Annotated in this window: 13 protein-coding genes; 5 read left to right on the forward strand and 8 right to left on the reverse strand. The window is 72.9% G+C overall.

Features of this window, described 5'->3' with window-relative positions; genetic code table 11:
- Positions 1-47: 47 nt before the first annotated feature.
- Together OHA73_RS00895 and OHA73_RS00900 are read right to left on the reverse strand one after the other, a co-directional pair.
- On the reverse strand, positions 48-1,271 hold the full coding sequence (locus OHA73_RS00895) for a cytochrome P450 (RefSeq protein ID WP_327653808.1): 1,224 nt from the start codon (positions 1,269-1,271) through the stop codon (positions 48-50).
- A gap of 79 nt (positions 1,272-1,350) precedes the next feature.
- Positions 1,351-2,391, reverse strand: a complete 1,041-nt coding sequence (locus OHA73_RS00900) for an NAD(P)-dependent alcohol dehydrogenase (RefSeq protein WP_266718328.1) — start codon at positions 2,389-2,391, stop codon at positions 1,351-1,353.
- Between the two features lie 327 nt (positions 2,392-2,718).
- Here OHA73_RS00900 and OHA73_RS00905 point away from each other — a divergent pair, with 327 nt between their 5' ends.
- Both OHA73_RS00905 and OHA73_RS00910 read left to right on the forward strand, forming a co-directional pair.
- Positions 2,719-3,714 carry a Dyp-type peroxidase gene (locus OHA73_RS00905; protein ID WP_327653809.1) on the forward strand — a complete coding sequence of 332 codons (996 nt, stop codon included), beginning with the start codon at positions 2,719-2,721 and terminating at the stop codon, positions 3,712-3,714.
- A gap of 5 nt (positions 3,715-3,719) precedes the next feature.
- The gene (locus OHA73_RS00910) at positions 3,720-4,544 is read left to right on the forward strand and encodes a family 1 encapsulin nanocompartment shell protein (protein ID WP_327653810.1); all 825 of its coding nucleotides are present in this window, start codon (positions 3,720-3,722) and stop codon (positions 4,542-4,544) included.
- Positions 4,545-4,548: 4 nt separating this feature from the next.
- On the opposite strand, the gene OHA73_RS00915 is transcribed toward OHA73_RS00910, so the two are convergent.
- The 5 genes from OHA73_RS00915 to OHA73_RS00935 form a co-directional block, all read right to left on the reverse strand.
- A complete protein-coding gene (locus tag OHA73_RS00915) occupies positions 4,549-5,052 on the reverse strand; it encodes an FBP domain-containing protein (RefSeq protein WP_327653811.1) in 504 nt (167 codons plus the stop codon).
- 56 nt (positions 5,053-5,108) lie between these two features.
- Positions 5,109-5,987, reverse strand: a complete 879-nt coding sequence (locus OHA73_RS00920) for a universal stress protein (RefSeq protein ID WP_327653812.1) — start codon at positions 5,985-5,987, stop codon at positions 5,109-5,111.
- Between the two features lie 44 nt (positions 5,988-6,031).
- Positions 6,032-7,390: a hypothetical protein gene (locus tag OHA73_RS00925; protein ID WP_327653813.1), complete on the reverse strand. Its 1,359-nt coding sequence runs from the start codon at positions 7,388-7,390 to the stop codon at positions 6,032-6,034.
- A 160-nt stretch (positions 7,391-7,550) separates the two neighbouring features.
- Positions 7,551-8,936, reverse strand: coding sequence for an FAD-binding oxidoreductase (locus OHA73_RS00930; protein ID WP_267072558.1), 1,386 nt, complete (start codon positions 8,934-8,936; stop codon positions 7,551-7,553).
- Positions 8,937-9,079: 143 nt separating this feature from the next.
- Positions 9,080-9,529: an ATP-binding protein gene (locus OHA73_RS00935; RefSeq protein ID WP_266718314.1), complete on the reverse strand. Its 450-nt coding sequence runs from the start codon at positions 9,527-9,529 to the stop codon at positions 9,080-9,082.
- 166 nt (positions 9,530-9,695) lie between these two features.
- On the opposite strand from OHA73_RS00935, the gene OHA73_RS00940 reads away from it, so the two are divergent.
- From OHA73_RS00940 to OHA73_RS00950, 3 genes are all read left to right on the forward strand, one after another.
- A complete protein-coding gene (locus tag OHA73_RS00940) occupies positions 9,696-11,651 on the forward strand; it encodes a hypothetical protein (RefSeq protein ID WP_327653814.1) in 1,956 nt (651 codons plus the stop codon).
- A gap of 92 nt (positions 11,652-11,743) precedes the next feature.
- Positions 11,744-13,255: an SDR family oxidoreductase gene (locus OHA73_RS00945; protein ID WP_327653815.1), complete on the forward strand. Its 1,512-nt coding sequence runs from the start codon at positions 11,744-11,746 to the stop codon at positions 13,253-13,255.
- Positions 13,256-13,332: 77 nt separating this feature from the next.
- Entirely contained in the window at positions 13,333-14,694 is a 1,362-nt protein-coding gene (locus tag OHA73_RS00950) for a cryptochrome/photolyase family protein (protein ID WP_327653816.1), read from the forward strand.
- On the opposite strand, the gene OHA73_RS00955 is transcribed toward OHA73_RS00950, so the two are convergent.
- Positions 14,669-15,667 carry a MerR family transcriptional regulator gene (locus tag OHA73_RS00955; RefSeq protein ID WP_327653817.1) on the reverse strand — a complete coding sequence of 333 codons (999 nt, stop codon included), beginning with the start codon at positions 15,665-15,667 and terminating at the stop codon, positions 14,669-14,671. The genes OHA73_RS00950 and OHA73_RS00955 overlap by 26 nt on opposite strands.
- Positions 15,668-15,688: the final 21 nt, after the last annotated feature.

Genomic DNA, 15,688 nt, shown 5'->3' on the forward strand with positions numbered 1-15,688 from the left:
CGAAGATCGATGCATGACGTAATCGTACACCTGACGGTCCGTGCGGGTCAGGCGCTCACGGGCGTGAACCGCACCGGCAGCGCCTTGGGCCCGCGGGTGAAGACGCCCTGCTCGACCGGGTCGAAGCCGTCGGCGAGCCGCAGGTCCGGCATGGCGTCGAGGAGCTGGTTCACCCCGGTCTCCACCTCCGCCTTGGCGAGCAGCGCGCCGACGCAGAAGTGCCGGCCGAGCGCGAAGGCGAGGTGGTCGGCGGCGGCCGAGAACGCGGTCGTGGTGGTCAGGTCCTCGCGGAACAGGTCGAAGCGGTCCGGGTCCTTGTACCGGTTCTCGTCGCGGTTGGCCGCACCGATGAGGCAGGTGACGGTGGCGCCTGCCGGGACGGTGCCGCCGGTGAGCTCCACGTCGACGGCGGACTGGCGCATGATCATGTGGACGGGCGGAGTGACGCGCAGCGTCTCGGCGAAGGCCCGCGCAATCAGGGACCGGTCGGCGCGCACGGCCGCCAACTGGTCGGGGTTCGCGAGCAGGTTGGCGAAGATGCTGGCGATCGCCTTGTCGGTGGTCTCGCCGCCCGCGGCGAGCAGCAGACTGCAGAACGCCTTGATGTCCTCGTCGCTCATCCGCACCCCGTCGACCTCGGCGGCGCACAGCGCCGAGAGCAGATCGTCGCCAGGGTTCTCGCGGCGCTCCTGGATGACCGGGATCATGTACTCCGTGAACTCGACGCGCGTCCGCTCCCCCGCCGCGGCGACGTCCGGGTCCCCCGCCAGATTGCCGAGGAAGTTGATGACGGCGGTGTACCAGCCGTGGAAGCGGGCGTGGTCGGCCTTGTCGAGGCCGAGCATGTCGGCGATGACGTTGACCGGCAGGCGGGTGGCGTAGTCGGCGACGAGGTCGGCCGATCCTGCGTCCCTGAACCGGTCTATGAGCTCACGGGAGTTGCGCTCGATGACGGGCAGGAACTTGTCCTGCAGTTCGCTGCCTCGGAAGGCGGGCGCGACGAGCGCGCGACGCACCGCGTGCTCACGTCCGCTCATCTGCAGGATGGTCCTGCCGTGCACGGGCTCGAGCTGCCAGTCGTAATTGTCGGTGGAGAACGTCGCCTCTTTGTCCTTGAAGACGCGCTCCACATCGGCGTACCGCGAGACGATCCAACTCTGCGTCGCCTCATGCCACATGAGCGGAGCGGACTCGCGCATCGCGCGGTAGGCGGGATACGGGTTCGCGGCGAACTCCGGCGAGAGGATGTCGGGGACCTGCGCGGTGGACATGGGGCTCCCTGTGGGGGTGTAACGGGCGGTAGCCATCAGCCTATTGACCGACCGTCAGCCCGTACACCCCCTCCCCGTGTCAGCCGTTCGGGAGGATCACCGCACGCCCGTTGATCTTGCCGTCGTGCAGCAGCTCGTACGCCTTGGGGGCGTCGTCGAGCGAGAAGGTCTCGGTGTGCACGGAGACGGCGCCGGCCCGCGCCAGGTCGAGGACCTCGACGAGTTCGGCGCGGCTGCCCCAGTACGGGGCGGTGACATTGACCTCGAAGTTCATGGCGCCGAAACCGACGGGCAGGGTGCCGCCGCCGATCCCGACGATCGTGACGTCGCCCTCGACGGCGGCGACGGCGCCCGCGGTCTCGACGGTGGGCTGGACGCCGACGAAGTCGAAGACGGCCTCGGCGCCGCGCCCGCCGGTCAGCTCCTTGACCTTGCCGGCGGCCGCCGCGTCCGACAGGACCGCCTCGTGGGCGCCGACGGCCTTGGCGAGGGCGAGCTTCTCCTCGTTCACGTCGAGCGCGATGACACGGGCGGCGGTCATGGCGCGCAGCAGCTGGATGGCGACGTGGCCGAGGCCGCCGGTGCCGATGACGACGGCGGTCGAGCCGGGCACCAGCTTGGGCAGCGAGCGCTTGATGGCGTGGTACGGGGTGAGGCCCGCGTCGGTGAGCGGCACGGCCGCGACGGGGTCGAGGCCGTCGATCGGCGTCAGGTGCCGCGCGTCGTCGACGATCATGTATTCCGCCATCGAGCCGGGGGCGCCGAGTCCGGGCGGGCGGATGCCGAGCTCCTCGGCGCGCAGGCAGTAGTTCTCCTTGCCCTCCGCACACTTGGCGCAGGCGCCGCAGCCCCACGGCCCGTACACGGCGACCGCGTCGCCCTCCACGAAGCCGGTCACCCCGGCGCCGAGCGCGGCGACGGTACCGACGCCCTCGTGCCCGAGGGTCAGCGGAAGTTCGTAGGGGAAGCTCTCGGCGGGCCAGCTCATCACGGCGATGTCGGAGTGGCACACACCGGCGGCGGTGACCTTCAGGAGGACCTGCCCGGGACCGGGCTCCGGATCGGGGACGGTGACGACCTCGGGCGGTGCCCCTACGGTCCGGTACTGAAGTGCCTTCATGGCTCGACTCCTTCGTCGCTCTCGCCGACCCCCGCACTCCCACCGTAACTCGCTCACGTCCCAACGGGACACATGTCCCAATGGGACACGTGTCACGGCACAAAAAAGGACCCCGACCGTACGGGGGAGAACGGTCGGGGCCTGGTTAAAACTTTAACAGCATGCGGCCGGTGCCCGACGCCGGTTCGACAGGGGTCGGGGGTGAGGTCGGACACATGGGTTCATCTGGTCTTTAGAAGGTTCTTTTCGGGCGCGAGTGCCACGAGCCGCCACAGCCCATATGGTGTCAACAGCCAACTGACGCCCTCCCTCGCCATCGGAGCACTAGTGGCCGACCCCCAGCCCGTCCTCCTCACCCCGCCCTCGAAGGCCGCCGTCTTCCTGGTCGTCACGGTCGCGCCGGGCGGCGAGCCCGCCGTCCGCGACACTCTCGAGGAGCTGTCGGGGCTGAGTCGCTCCGTCGGCTTCCGCGACCGCGACGCCGCCCTCGGCTGCATCGTCGGCATCGGCTCTACCGCCTGGGACCGCCTGTTCAGCGGCCCCAGGCCGCGCGAACTGCACCCGTTCCAGGCGCTCGCGGGCCCCCGGCACCTGGCCCCCGCGACCCCCGGCGACCTCCTCTTCCATCTGCGCTCGCGGCGCATGGACCTCTGCTTCGAGCTGGCCCGCGTGATCATCGGCCGGCTCGGCTCCGCCGTCACCGTCGTCGACGAGGTGCACGGCTTCAAGTACTTCGACGACCGCGATCTGCTCGGCTTCGTGGACGGCAGCGAGAACCCGACCGGGCGGGCCGCCGCGGACTCCGTCTTCGTGGGCGACGAGGACCCGGACTTCAGCGCCGGCTCCTACGTCATCGTCCAGAAGTACGTGCACGACATGGCCGCCTGGGAAGCACTGCCCTCGACGGAGCAGGAGAAGGTCATCGGCCGCACGAAGACCGCGAACATCGAGCTGGACGACGACGTGAAGCCCGCCGACTCGCACGTCGCGCTCAACACCATCGTCGACGAGGACGGCACGGAGCGGCAGATCCTGCGCGAGAACATGCCGTTCGGCAACGTCGGCCAGGGCGAGTTCGGCACGTACTTCATCGGCTACGCGCGCACCCCGGACGTCACCGAGCGGATGCTGCGCAACATGTTCCTCGGCAACCCGCCCGGCACCCACGACCGGATTCTCGACTTCTCGACCGCGGTCACCGGATGCCTGTTCCACGTGCCGAGCGCCGACTTCCTCGACGACCTGCCCGAGCCGCCGACCGGCGCCGCCACCGCGGACCCCGCGGTCGGCTCCCTCGGCATCGGCAGCCTCAAAGGAGCCTGAAGACCATGAGTAGCGCCCCGAACCCCACCCCGAGCAACAATCTGCACCGCGAGCTCGCCCCGATCACGCCCGCTGCCTGGGCCGAGATCGAGGAGGAGGCGACGCGCACCTTCCAGCGCCATGTCGCGGGCCGCCGCGTCGTGGACGTCACCGGACCGGACGGCGCCGACCTCTCGGCCGTCGGCACCGGGCACCTCTCCGAGATCGCGCCGCCCGCGCCGGGCGTGTCGGCGCGGCTGCGCGGCGTGCAGCCGCTGGTCGAGCTGCGGGTGCCGTTCACAGTGAGCCGGGAGGCCGTGGACGACGTGGAGCGCGGCTCCAAGGACTCCGACTGGCAGCCGGTGAAGGACGCGGCGCGCTCCATGGCGTACGCGGAGGACCAGGCGATCTTCGACGGGTATACGGCGGCCGGTATCGAAGGGCTGCGCGAGCGCACCTCGAACCCGGTCCTGAGCCTGCCGGCCGAGGCCCGCGACTACCCGGACACGATCAGCCGGGCGCTGACGGCGCTGCGCCTCGCAGGCGTGGCGGGCCCGTACGCACTGCTGCTCGGGGCCGACGCGTACACGGCGGTCAGCGAGACCTCCGACCACGGCTATCCGATCGCCAACCACCTGGGCCGGATCCTCGACGGCGAGCTGATCTGGGCGCCGGCGCTGAACGGGGCGTTCGTCCTGTCCAAGCGCGGCGGCGACTTCGAGCTGCGGCTCGGCCAGGATCTGGCGATCGGCTACAGCGCGCACGACGCGCACAGCATCGAGCTGTACTTCCACCAGACCCTGACGTTCCTGCCCTACACGGACGAGGCCGTGGTCGCGCTCAAGGCGTGAGCCCTCAGGTTCCCTGGACCCTGGCGATGAACGCGTCGAGGTTGCCGAGGGCCCGGTCCACGCGCTCGTCCAGCGTGAGCGACTCCTCGTAGCGGCCCGCGCGCAGCTTCGGCTGCTTCTTGCCGCGCAGGTACAGGGAGCAGGCCAGGTCGGCGCAGACATACAGGCCGACCGTGTTGCCGTCGCGGCCGCGGGCCCCGGCGAGCGGCGCGGCGAACAGGGACACGCCCGACGAGGCGTGTCCGGTGAGGCAGATCTGGCACAGGCTCGACTTCATCGCGCTGGTGCGCCCGCTCTGCGGCACGCGCAGGCTGATGCCGACCGGTCCGTCGTCCGTGGGGCGCACGAGGTGCGCGCGCAGCGGCGCGCCCGGGTCCACCCAGCCGAGGAAGTCCAGGTCGTGCCAGGGCAGCTCGGCGAAGTCGAGGGGCAGCCGCATACGGGTCGCCTCACCCTTGGTGCAGTTCACGAAGGACGAGCGGATCTGTTTGTCGCTGAGTGGTTCCACAGCGTGGACCTTACAAAGCCGCTCGCCGATCATGCATCCGGATATTCGTGCATCGGTCAGGTGGTGTTCGGGATCACCGCCACCGGGCACGGCGCGTGGTGCAGCACCGCGTGGGCGACCGAGCCGATGCGGGAGCCGATCGCGGTGCGGCGCGCGCGACGGCCGACGACGAGCAGCTGGGCCTCGGGCGCGACCGAGAGCAGCACCTGGCCCGCGCTGCCGATCTCGACGTGCTCACGGACCGGCACATCCGGGAACCGCTCGCGCCAGGGGGCGAGCGCGGCGCCGAGGGCCTTCTTCTCGTACGGTTCCATACCGCCCGCGTCGTCGAGCAGGGCGAACGAGCTGGGGCTGTAGGAGAACACCGGCGGCAGGCTCCACGCGCGTACCGCTCGCACGGCCACGCCGCGGGCCTGCGCGGTGGTGAAGGCGAACTCCATCGCGGCGGCGCTGTCCTCCGGTTCGCCCTCCTGGCCGACGATCACGTCGCGCCCGCTCGCCTCGGCCGGCGCCGCGTCGTCCGCGCGGACGAGGACGACGGGCCGCTCGGCCTTGGCGATCACCTGCTGGCCGACCGAGCCGACGATGAAGCCGACGATCACGCCGTGCCCGCGCGAGCCGAGCACCAGGGACTCGCCGTCGTGCGCGGCCGCCAGCAGGGACTCGGCGGCCCCGTCCCCGTCGAGGACGTCGGTGGTGACCGCGAGCCCGGGGTGGCGTTCGGCGATCTCGTGCTCGATGTCCGCGAGCAGATCGCCCGCCCACTGCGTGAGCGAGGACTCGTCCGCGGCGAGCGCCAGGCCGTCGGGGGCGGGCTCGCCCACGTGCACCAGGCGCAGCGGCAGTCCGCGCCGCACCGCCTCACGCGCCGCCCAGGCTGCCGCCGCCGCGCTCTCGGGGGATCCGTCCACACCCGCGGTGATGGGCCGGGTCATCGCACCGCCTCCTCGTCTGTCCGGTCTCGTGTGTCCGGTCTCGTCTAGTGAGCTGTCTGTCCGGGAGCGCCCGTTTTACTCGTCGTACCGGTCCCGCTTGTCGTGCCGGAGTTCGCCGGGCTCTTCGACGGTCGCAGATACCGGTTCCAGCCGCCCGCCGGGCGCTCCCCCACCTGGAGGTCGCGCAGTTGCGCGAGGACGGCCGGGTCCTGCGCGTCGAGCCAGTCGACGAACTGCCGGAAGGAGACGAGCCGGACGTCGCCGCTCCCCGCCTGGTCGGCGATCCGCTTGAGCGCCTCCTCGACGGCGTCCATGTAGATGCCGCCGTTCCACTCCTCGAAGTGGTTGCCGATGAAGAACGGCGCCCGGTTGGTCTCGTACGCGCGCTGGAAGCCGGTGAGATACGCCTGCGTGGCCTGGGTGCGCCAGCCCGGATAGTTGTACGCCGGGGCGCGGGTGGAGTTCTTCGACTGGTTGGCGAGGATGTTGTAGTCCATCGAGAGGACCTCGAAGCTGTGGCCGGGGAACGGGATGCCCTGCAGCGGCAGGTCCCAGATGCCCTGGCGCTTCTCCGGCCAGCGTTGCAGTCCGCCGGGCGAAGAGGCGTCGTAGCGCCAGCCGAGTTCGCGGGCCACGGGCAGCAGGTTCTCCTGGCCGAGCAGGCAGGGCGTGCGGCCACCGATGAGTTCCTTGTCGTAGTCGAAGGGCAGGGCCGGCTGGTCGTGCCAACCGGTGTGGGTGCGCCAGGACTTGACGAAGGTGCGGGCCTGTTCGATCTCGCTGCGCCACTGCTGGGGGCTCCAGTTGCCGACGGAGCCGGAGCCGCCGCAGAAGTGCCCGTTGAAGTGGGTGCCGATCTCGTGCCCGTCGAGCCACGCCTGGTGGACGGAGCGCAGGGTCTCCTTCAGGTGCGGGTCGCTGAGGTAGCCGATGTCGGAGGCCCCGACGGGGTTGCCCGGCGGCTGGTAGCGGCGTTTCTGCGCCTCGGGCAGCAGGTAGAGCCCGGACAGGAAGAAGGTCATGCGGGCGTCGTGCTGCCGGGCCAGTTCGAGGAAGCGGGGGAACAGGCCGTTGCCGACCTCGCCCGCGCCGTCCCAGGAGAAGACGACGAACTGCGGCGGCGTCTGGCCGGGTTCCAAGGCGGTGGGCGCGGCGGGCTGCTTGGGCTGCCTGCCCGTGTACGAGGTCGAGCCGTCGCCGATCAGCCGGGGCAGGGCCTTCTTCTTGGCGGGGCGCTCGGGATGGCGGGCGGGGCCTGCCGGGGGCGGGCTCGCCTTCTCGCCGCCGCTCGTCCCGCATCCGGCGAGCGCCCCGGCCGCGGCGCCGAGGCCGACGCCGAGACCCAGGCGCGCCACGCGTCTGCGACTGATTCCGCTGGACCGACCGGATTCTTCGAACTCCATGGGCAACCCAATCCGCGCCCCGGGCGGGGGCGTTGTACGTCCCCCCACACGGACACCGACCTCCGCACCGTAGGGCGGATAAACGGACAATTGCCTCATTTGGGACGGCGTGCCGCGGAACGGGCTGCCACGCGGTGGGCTGCCAGGAGTTGTCGGAGTCTCAGTCCTCGCCGACGACCTTGCCGGGGTTGAACAGGTCCAGCGGGTCCAGGGTCTCCTTCACGGCCCGCTGCAACGCGCAGACGGCGGGGCCCAGTTCGCTGCGCATGCCGTCGCGCTTGAGCAGGCCGACGCCGTGCTCCCCCGTGACCGTGCCGCCCGCCGCGATCGCGGCCTGAAGGAGTTCCTCGAAGGCGGCCTGCGCGGCGACGCGTTCCGCCTCGTCACCGGGCTCGGTGATCAGCAGCGGGTGCAGATTGCCGTCGCCCGCGTGCGCGATGGTCGCGATGCGCACGCCGTGCCTGCGCCCGATCTTCTCGATGGTGGCGAGCATCTGCGGCACGGCGGAGCGCGGCACGCACAGGTCCTCGGTGAGCACCGGGCCGAGCCGCTCGAGCGCGGGATACGCGAGGCGCCGTACGTCGAACAGGGCCTCGGCCTCGACGGCGTCGGTGGACTGCTCGGCCCACAGCGCCCCCGCCTCCCGGAAGGCGTCCGCCACCGCGCTCGCCTCGGCCTCGCCCGCGTCGCCCGGGGCGTCGATGCGCGCGAGCAGCATCGCCTCCGCGCCCGGCTCGATGCCCAGGTGCTTCCAGTTCTCCACGGCCTCCATGCAGGCGCGGTCGAGGAGTTCGAGGGCGGCGGGCGCGAGGCCCCGGCTCGTGACGAGGGCGACGGCGGCGCCCGCGGCGACGAGGCTGTCGAAGTTGCCGACCACGGTGCGCGGTTCACCGACGGGCGCGGGCCGCAACTTGAGGGTGATCTCGGTGATGACGCCGAAGGTGCCTTCGGAGCCAACGAACAGGCTCGTCAGGTCGTAGCCCGCGACGCCCTTCGTGGTGCGCCGGCCGAGCCTGACCCGGCTGCCGTACTCCCCCGCGGGCCCGCCCATGACGACTTCCATGCCGAGGACGTAGTCGCGGGTGACGCCGTACTTGAGGCAGCACAGGCCGCCCGCGTTCGTGGAGACGTTGCCGCCGATCGTGGACCAGGGGGCGCTGGCCGGGTCCGGCGGGTACCACAGGCCGTGCTCGGCGACGGCGGCCTTGAGGTCGTTGTTGACGACCCCGGGCTGGACGACGGCGATCAGGTTCTCGGTGTCGATCTCGAGGATGCGGTTCATCTTCGACACGTCGAGCACGAGGCAGCCGTCGACGGCGTTGGCCCCGCCGGAGAGTCCTGTGCCCGCGCCCCGCGTAACGACCGGTATCCGCCGGGCCGCGCAGGCCCGCACCACGGACTCGACCTCCTCGGCGGACGTGGCGCGCACCGCGGCGAGCGGCCGGCCCATCGGCGCCCACTCGGCGTCGTCGTGGCCGAGGGACGCGAGGACGTCCGGGTCGGTGACGAGGGTGCTGTCCGGGAGCGCGGCGGCGAGTTCGCCCACCGTGCCCCTCGTGTCTGCGGTGTCGATGTCGTCCTCCTGAACAGATGGCCCTGACCGGCGCGTTCACGGGTCGGGGACACCATCATGGAACACCGCTTCGCGCCGTCACACGGCGCGGGTCGCTCAAGAAGCTCGGGGGTCGTTCAGGAGGCGAGGGTCAGCACGGCGCGCACGCGCTTGCCGACCGGCACCTGCTCCACGGAGACGACGGCGAGCGCGTCCACGATCTCCAGGCCGTGGCCGCCCACGCGCGCCGGGTCCCGAGGGAAGCGCACCGGCACGGCGGCGCTGCTGTCGTAGACGGTGACGGCGACATGCCGCGACGTGCCCTCGAGTTCCAGGACGTACGGGCCCGCGCTGTGCCGGTCCGCGTTCGTGATCAACTCGCTCACGACGAGCAGGACGTCCCCGGCCGTGCGCGGGTCGAGCTCGACGCACCACTCCTGGCGCAGGCGCGTCAGGAACACGTCGGCGAACCTGCGCGCGTCAGCCAGGCACCCCTCGTCACCTGCGTAGTGGGTCGCCTGCATCAGTGGCCCGACTGCCTCGTCGAAACCTGTGGGGATCAATGCCCCGTCCATGTACTCGGTCATTCGTGTCTCTTTCACGCCTGCAGGACTCCGCGATGGACACCCGCAGCCTGCTGATACCCCGCATCAGGCCGCGCAGTCCTGCCGGATTCGACGGGGTGACCGACTCCCCGGCTCGTCGTTTGAAGGACGACACCGTGTCCCTACGGACTTCCGGGAGAGGCCCGCCATGCCCCAGCTTCGTCGCGAAAGCATTATCCCCCGCTCACGGATAGCCACCGACCAGGCCGAGGCAGCTCTGCTCGACGAGTACACCGGCCTCGTACGCCTGGCCTATCTGACGCTCCCCGCCGTCTTCACCCGCCATCGCCGGGTGCTGCTCGCCCACACCGCCGTCCAGCGCGCGCTGCCGGGGCGCCCGGCCTCCGTGCCCGGGCCCCGTGCCCCAGGCGACGGCTCCGACACCGCCACCGACGCGCTGCGCGTACGCATCCTGCGGACCGCTCTGTCCTTCGCGCACCGGCCGGCCGGCTGGCCCGCGGCCCTGCCGCCGCCCCGCATCCTGCTGCCCCGGCTCCCCGTGGTCTGGGGGCTGCGGCTGTTCCCCCGCTCCGGCGGCGCCGAGGAACTCGCGCTGGTCCGTTCCCTCGCGGACGCTTCCGCCCCCGCGCGCGCCGCGTTCGTGCTCCGGCACATCGACTCCATGGACGCGGACCGGGCGACGGCGCTGTTGGCCGCGGCCGGGGTGGCGGATGCCGGGGCGGCCGTAGAGGAGTCCGTCGGACTCGACGCCGAATCCGGGCCTGCCGCCGCGGCGTTGCTGCACTCCCAGGAGTTCGACGCCTGCTCCGTGCAGACACGTCCCACGGATCTGCTGCGCCGCGCACGGCGAACCCGGGTCGCTCTCGCCCTCGGTGCCGTGGCCGTCGTCGCGGCGGCCGCCGTGCTCGCCCCCGACACCGCCCCGCAGCGGGAAGCGGCGGGCGCGGGCACCCCGGTCCGGGCGGCGCCCGCCTCCGGTGACCTCACCCGCGCCGGGCGGGACACCTGGGCCGACACCTCACGGGTCGACTTCACGGCCTGGCCCGCGCGCGGCGACCGGACCGACGACACCGCCCTGCTGGACCGGGCGCTGGCCGCGTGGGCCGAGCCCTCCGGCGCCGTACGCGTCAGCCGGACCCCGGACACCACGGCCGATCCACCGCCACGCGCACCGCAACTGCTGTTCGCGGGCGACGTCGACGGCCGTGCCGTGGTGCTCCTCAGCGACGGCGAACGGCTGGCCCGCTACACCGCGCCGGACGGCGACGGCCCGGCCGACCTCGCGCTGGCCCGGGTCGACGACGCCGACGTGACCACGGCGGCGGCTGTCGTCCTCACCCGCGACCACGGTTCCGCCCGCTATCTGACGGCGCCGTGGATCACCGAGGCGACCACCCGGGACCTCTTGCGACCCGACACTCAGGGGCGGCCGCTGGACGTGTCGGACGACGGGGTGAGCGACGCCGTTCCGGTCGCGCCGGCGGACGGCTGCGCGCGCCGCCCCGTGCTCCAACTGCGCTCCTCGGCGCGCATCGTGGAGAACCACTCGTTCCTGCTCGCCGACCTCGGCGGTCTCTCGCCCGTACACCTCACGTACACGCCGCTTCCCGGACACGGCACGCCTCCGCCCCGGCAGCCGCGCGAGGCCACCGGCAGCCAGGCGCTGGTCGCGTGGGCGCGCACCGCCTGCCGGCTCCAGCCGTGGCGGGGCGGCGCCGTGCGCGCCGTCAACGCGTGGGACTTCGCCGAGCAGCAGTTGCCGAAGGACGCGGGCCGGGCGGTCTGGTCCTGCGTACGCGCCTCCACCTGGCGTGGCCCGGGCGATGTCGCTCTCCTGATGCGCGCGCCCGGCGCCGCCGCCGAACCGGCGCAGCTGGTCGGCCGGGCCCGGGCCACGGCGGCCTGCAGCCGGTTCGGCCAGCACGTGGTGGCCGACACCCGGTGGAGGTCGCCGGACGACCACTGGTACCTCCTGGCTGCGGGAAGCCGCGCGGTCACCCGGATCGAGGCGAGCGGTGCGGTGACCGCGTCCCGCAAGGGCCGCACCGTGGCCGTGCGCGCGCCCGAACACGGCACGGTCCGTGTGGCGGCCCGCCTCGACACCGGGGAGCGGCTGAAGGAGGTGGCACCCGGGCGGCCCTGACCGTTCGGACCTGCTGCATCCACCCGCTCTGTTGATGCGGAAGTCGGTCTTGGGGCGGACGGTGGTGGACAGGGGGCGAGCGAGGGAGACCCATGAACGCGGAACGTGCCGGACAGCGATGCCTGGTCACCGGGGCGAGCGGCTACATCGGTGGCCGCCTGGTACCGGAACTGCTCGCCTCGGGGCATCACGTGCGCTGCCTGGCCCGCTCCCCCGCCAAGCTCCGGGATCACCCGTGGGCCGGCGATGTCGAGGTGGCTCAGGGCGATCTCACGGATCGCGACTCGCTCGGCGCCGCGCTGAGCGGCATCGACGTCGCGTACTACCTGGTGCACGCGCTCGGCACCGGCAAGGACTTCGAGCGCACCGACCGCGAGATGGCGACGGCCTTCGCCGAAGAGGCCCGCCGGGCGGGTGTGCGGCGAATCGTCTATCTGGGCGGCCTGACGCCCGCGGGCGTACCCGAGCGTGAGCTGTCGCCGCATCTGCGCTCGCGGGCGGAGGTCGGGCACATCCTGCTGGCCTCCGGCGTGCCGACGACGGTGCTGCGGGCGGCCGTGATCATCGGGTCCGGCTCCGCGTCGTTCGAGATGCTGCGCTATCTGACCGAACGGCTGCCGGTGATGGTGACGCCCAGCTGGGTGCACACCCGGATCCAGCCGATCGCGGTCCGCGACGTGCTGCGCTGCCTCGTGGACAGCGCGGCGATGCCGTCGGAGGAGTCCCGTTCCTTCGATGTCGGCGGGCCCGACGTGCTCACCTACCGCGACATGATGCTCCGGTACGCGGCCGTGGCGCGGTTGCCGCGGCGCGTCGTGGTCGGGGTGCCGATGCTCAGCCCCGGCCTGTCGAGCCACTGGGTCGGCCTGGTGACGCCCGTGCCCGCCTCCATCGCCCGCCCGCTCACCGAGTCGCTGCGCCACGAAGTCGTCTGCCACGAGCACGACATCCAGCAATGGGTGGCGTATCCGCCGGGTTCCCCGATCGGGTTCGACGAGGCGGTGCGGCTGGCGCTGCGCCGTGTCCAGGAGGCGCAGGTGGCCACCCGCTGGTCGTCCGCCGCGCTGCCGGGCGCCCCCAGCGATCCGCTGCCCACCGACCCGGACTGGGCGGGCGGCAGCCTCTACACGGACGACCGGGAGCGGCTGGTCGAGGCCTCGCCGGAGCGGCTGTGGGACGTGGTCGAGGGCATCGGCGGGGAACACGGCTGGTACTCGTTCCCGCTGGCGTGGGCCGTGCGCGGCGGGCTCGACCGGTTCGTGGGCGGTGTGGGGCTGCGGCGTGGGCGGCGGGACGCGGCGCGGCTGCGGGTCGGCGACTCGCTGGATTTCTGGCGCGTGGAGGAGATCGAGCCGGGCCGGCTGCTGCGGCTGCGCGCCGAGATGCGGTTGCCGGGCCTGGCCTGGCTGGAGCTGTCCGTGGAGGCGGCGGACGGCGGGCGCTCCCGCTACCGGCAGCGGGCGCTGTTCCATCCGCACGGCCTGGCGGGCCAGGCGTACTGGTGGAGCGTGGCGCCGTTCCACTCCGTGGTGTTCGGCGGGATGGCGCGCAACATCGCGGCCACGGCCGAGCGGGGTACCGACGGGGGCGCCCCGTGCGGGTGATCGTGCATCCGTGCGCACCGTCGGCCGGGAAGGCCTGACGTAGCCCGCTTGCCGCCCTCTCCACCTGGAGCCTTTCCGTGCGTGTCCACGTCGTCCTGTTCACCTCCGACCTCCGAGTGCACGACCACCCGCCGCTGCGGGCGGCGTTGACCGCGGCGGACGTCGTGGTGCCGCTGTTCGTCCGGGACACGGGGGTCGCCGGGTTCCTCGCCCCGAACCGGGAGGCGTTTCTCGCCGACTGCCTGCGGGATCTGGACGCGGCGCTGCGGGACCGGGGCGGGCGGCTCGTGGTGCGCTCGGGCGACGTGGTCGACGAGGTGGCGAAGGTGGTGACCGAGACGGACGCGTGCGCCGTGCACGTGGCGGGCGGCGTCTCCGCGTACGCGCACCGCAGGGAGGACCTGCTGCGGGACACGCTGCACCGGCTCGGCTGCGACCTGGTGGCGCACGACGGCGTCGTCACCTGCGTTCCGCCGGGCGCCGTCACGCCCGACGCCCGGGACCACTTCGCGGTGTTCACGCCCTACCACCGGCACTGGGCCCAGCACGGGACGCGGGCCGTCGTGCGGGCGCCGCGCGCCGTCCGGGTGCCGGACGGCGTGGGCGGCGAGGTGCTGCCCGAGCGGGCCGATGTGTCGGGGGTGTCGCCCGGGCTCGCCGAGGGCGGTGAACGGGCGGGCCGGGCGCTGCTGACGTCCTGGCTGCGTTCGGGGATCGCCGCGTACGAGGACCGGCACGACGACCTCGCGGGCGACGCCACGTCGCGGCTCTCCCCGCATCTGCACTTCGGCACGGTCGGTCCCGTCGAGGCCGTGCACCGGGCGCGCGCGGCGGGCGGCCCGGGCGCGGAGGCGTTCGTGCGGCAGCTGGCCTGGCGGGACTTCCACCACCAGGTGCTGGCCGCGCGGCCCGACGCCGCGGGCGCCGACTACCGCACGCATCACGACCGTTGGCGCAGGGCGCCCCGGGAGGTCGAGGCGTGGCAGGAGGGGCGTACGGGATACCCGGTGGTGGACGCCGCGATGCGGCAGCTGCGGCACGAGGGCTGGATGCACAACCGGGGCCGGCTGCTCACCGCGTCGTTCCTCGTCAAAACGCTGTACGTGGACTGGCGGGTGGGCGCGCGCCATTTCCTGAGCCTGTTGGTGGACGGGGACGTCGCGAACAACCAGATGAACTGGCAGTGGATGGCGGGCACCGGCACGGACAGCCGACCGAACCGGGTGCTCAATCCGGTGACCCAGGCCAAGCGCTACGACCCGGACGGCGCCTACGTACGGCGCTGGGTACCGGAGTTGGCGGGCATCGAGGGCTCCGCGGTGCACACGCCGTGGAAGGCGGCCGGACTCGACCGGGCCGCCCTCGGCGACTATCCGGACCCGATCGTCGAACTGCCGGACGGTCTTGCCCGGTTCAAGCGGGCCCGGGGCCTCGACTGATCTCCGGGTAGTGGCGCCCGATCTGGTCGAGGGCCTGCGGCAGCGTCGCCGGGTGCAGCGCGCCGCGCACGCCCCGGCCCGCCCAACCGGGCCCGGCCAGCATCACGGCGGGTTTGCCACGGGCGCCGCGCACACCCCAGCGGGTCTCGGCGAGGTGCCGGGCCAGCGGAAGGCTCGCGGTGGAGCGGGCCTGCGCCCACAGCACGACGACGCGCGGCCCGGTCCTGCGCACCGCGGCCGACACCGCCTCCACCGGCACGGCCGCCCCGAACATCCGCTGCGGTACGCCCAGTTGACTCAGACCGGCACTGAGCGCCTCCAGGGCGAGCACGTGCTGTTCGGCGGGGACGCAGGCAAGGACCAGCGGCGGCAGCGCGAGGGTGGAGTCGACGGGGGCGGCCGCACGGTGCAGGGTGCGCGAGACCTGCCAGGACAGCAGGTGCTCGACCTCGACGTACCGGTCGCCCGCCTCCTCCCACTTGCGGCCCACCGCGTGCAGCACCGGCGCCATCACGTCCTGCCAGGCGGTGACCAGGCCGTGCTCGGTCACGGCCTCGGTCAGCAGGTTCTGCACGGTCGGCGCGTCCATGCGGGTCGCGGCGCGGGAGATGCCCCGGCACTGGCGCTCCAGCGTGGCCGGCGAGGCGGGCGCGGCCGGCGCCGGGCGCTGGTGCGGCAGCCCGGCGGGCTCCGTCGCGAGGCGCTTGCCCGCGAGGAGCGCGGCCTCGGCGGGCGGCAGGCCCGTCGTGGTCAGCCGGCACATCTCCTCGACGACCGCGACGTCGTCCGCGGTCCAGCGCCGGTGGTGTCCCGTCGAGCGCTGCGCGGGCCCGAGCCCGTAGCGGCGGTCCCAGCTGCGCAGGGTCGTCGGCGAGACCCCGAGCCGCCTTGCGAGGGCGCCGGTGGTGACGCCCGCCTCCGATGGTGCCGCCTGTGTCCCCACCGCGTCGCGTACCTGCTGCCCCTCGTCCATCGGCCCACGATACGACGCACA

The organism is Streptomyces sp. NBC_00483 (assembly GCF_036013745.1).
Taxonomy (GTDB): domain Bacteria; phylum Actinomycetota; class Actinomycetes; order Streptomycetales; family Streptomycetaceae; genus Streptomyces.

What these genes read in the sequence shown, in the direction of transcription:
- OHA73_RS00935 (WP_266718314.1), bottom strand. Translation starts at nt 9,529, where the DNA reads ATGACCGAGTACATGGACGGGGCATTGATCCCCACAGGTTTCGACGAG.
- OHA73_RS00945 (WP_327653815.1), top strand. Translation starts at nt 11,744, where the DNA reads ATGAACGCGGAACGTGCCGGACAGCGATGCCTGGTCACCGGGGCGAGC.
- OHA73_RS00920 (WP_327653812.1), bottom strand. Translation starts at nt 5,987, where the DNA reads ATGACCCGGCCCATCACCGCGGGTGTGGACGGATCCCCCGAGAGCGCG.
- OHA73_RS00925 (WP_327653813.1), bottom strand. Translation starts at nt 7,390, where the DNA reads ATGGAGTTCGAAGAATCCGGTCGGTCCAGCGGAATCAGTCGCAGACGC.
- OHA73_RS00940 (WP_327653814.1), top strand. Translation starts at nt 9,696, where the DNA reads ATGCCCCAGCTTCGTCGCGAAAGCATTATCCCCCGCTCACGGATAGCC.
- OHA73_RS00900 (WP_266718328.1), bottom strand. Translation starts at nt 2,391, where the DNA reads ATGAAGGCACTTCAGTACCGGACCGTAGGGGCACCGCCCGAGGTCGTC.
- OHA73_RS00955 (WP_327653817.1), bottom strand. Translation starts at nt 15,667, where the DNA reads ATGGACGAGGGGCAGCAGGTACGCGACGCGGTGGGGACACAGGCGGCA.
- OHA73_RS00910 (WP_327653810.1), top strand. Translation starts at nt 3,720, where the DNA reads ATGAGTAGCGCCCCGAACCCCACCCCGAGCAACAATCTGCACCGCGAG.
- OHA73_RS00895 (WP_327653808.1), bottom strand. Translation starts at nt 1,271, where the DNA reads ATGTCCACCGCGCAGGTCCCCGACATCCTCTCGCCGGAGTTCGCCGCG.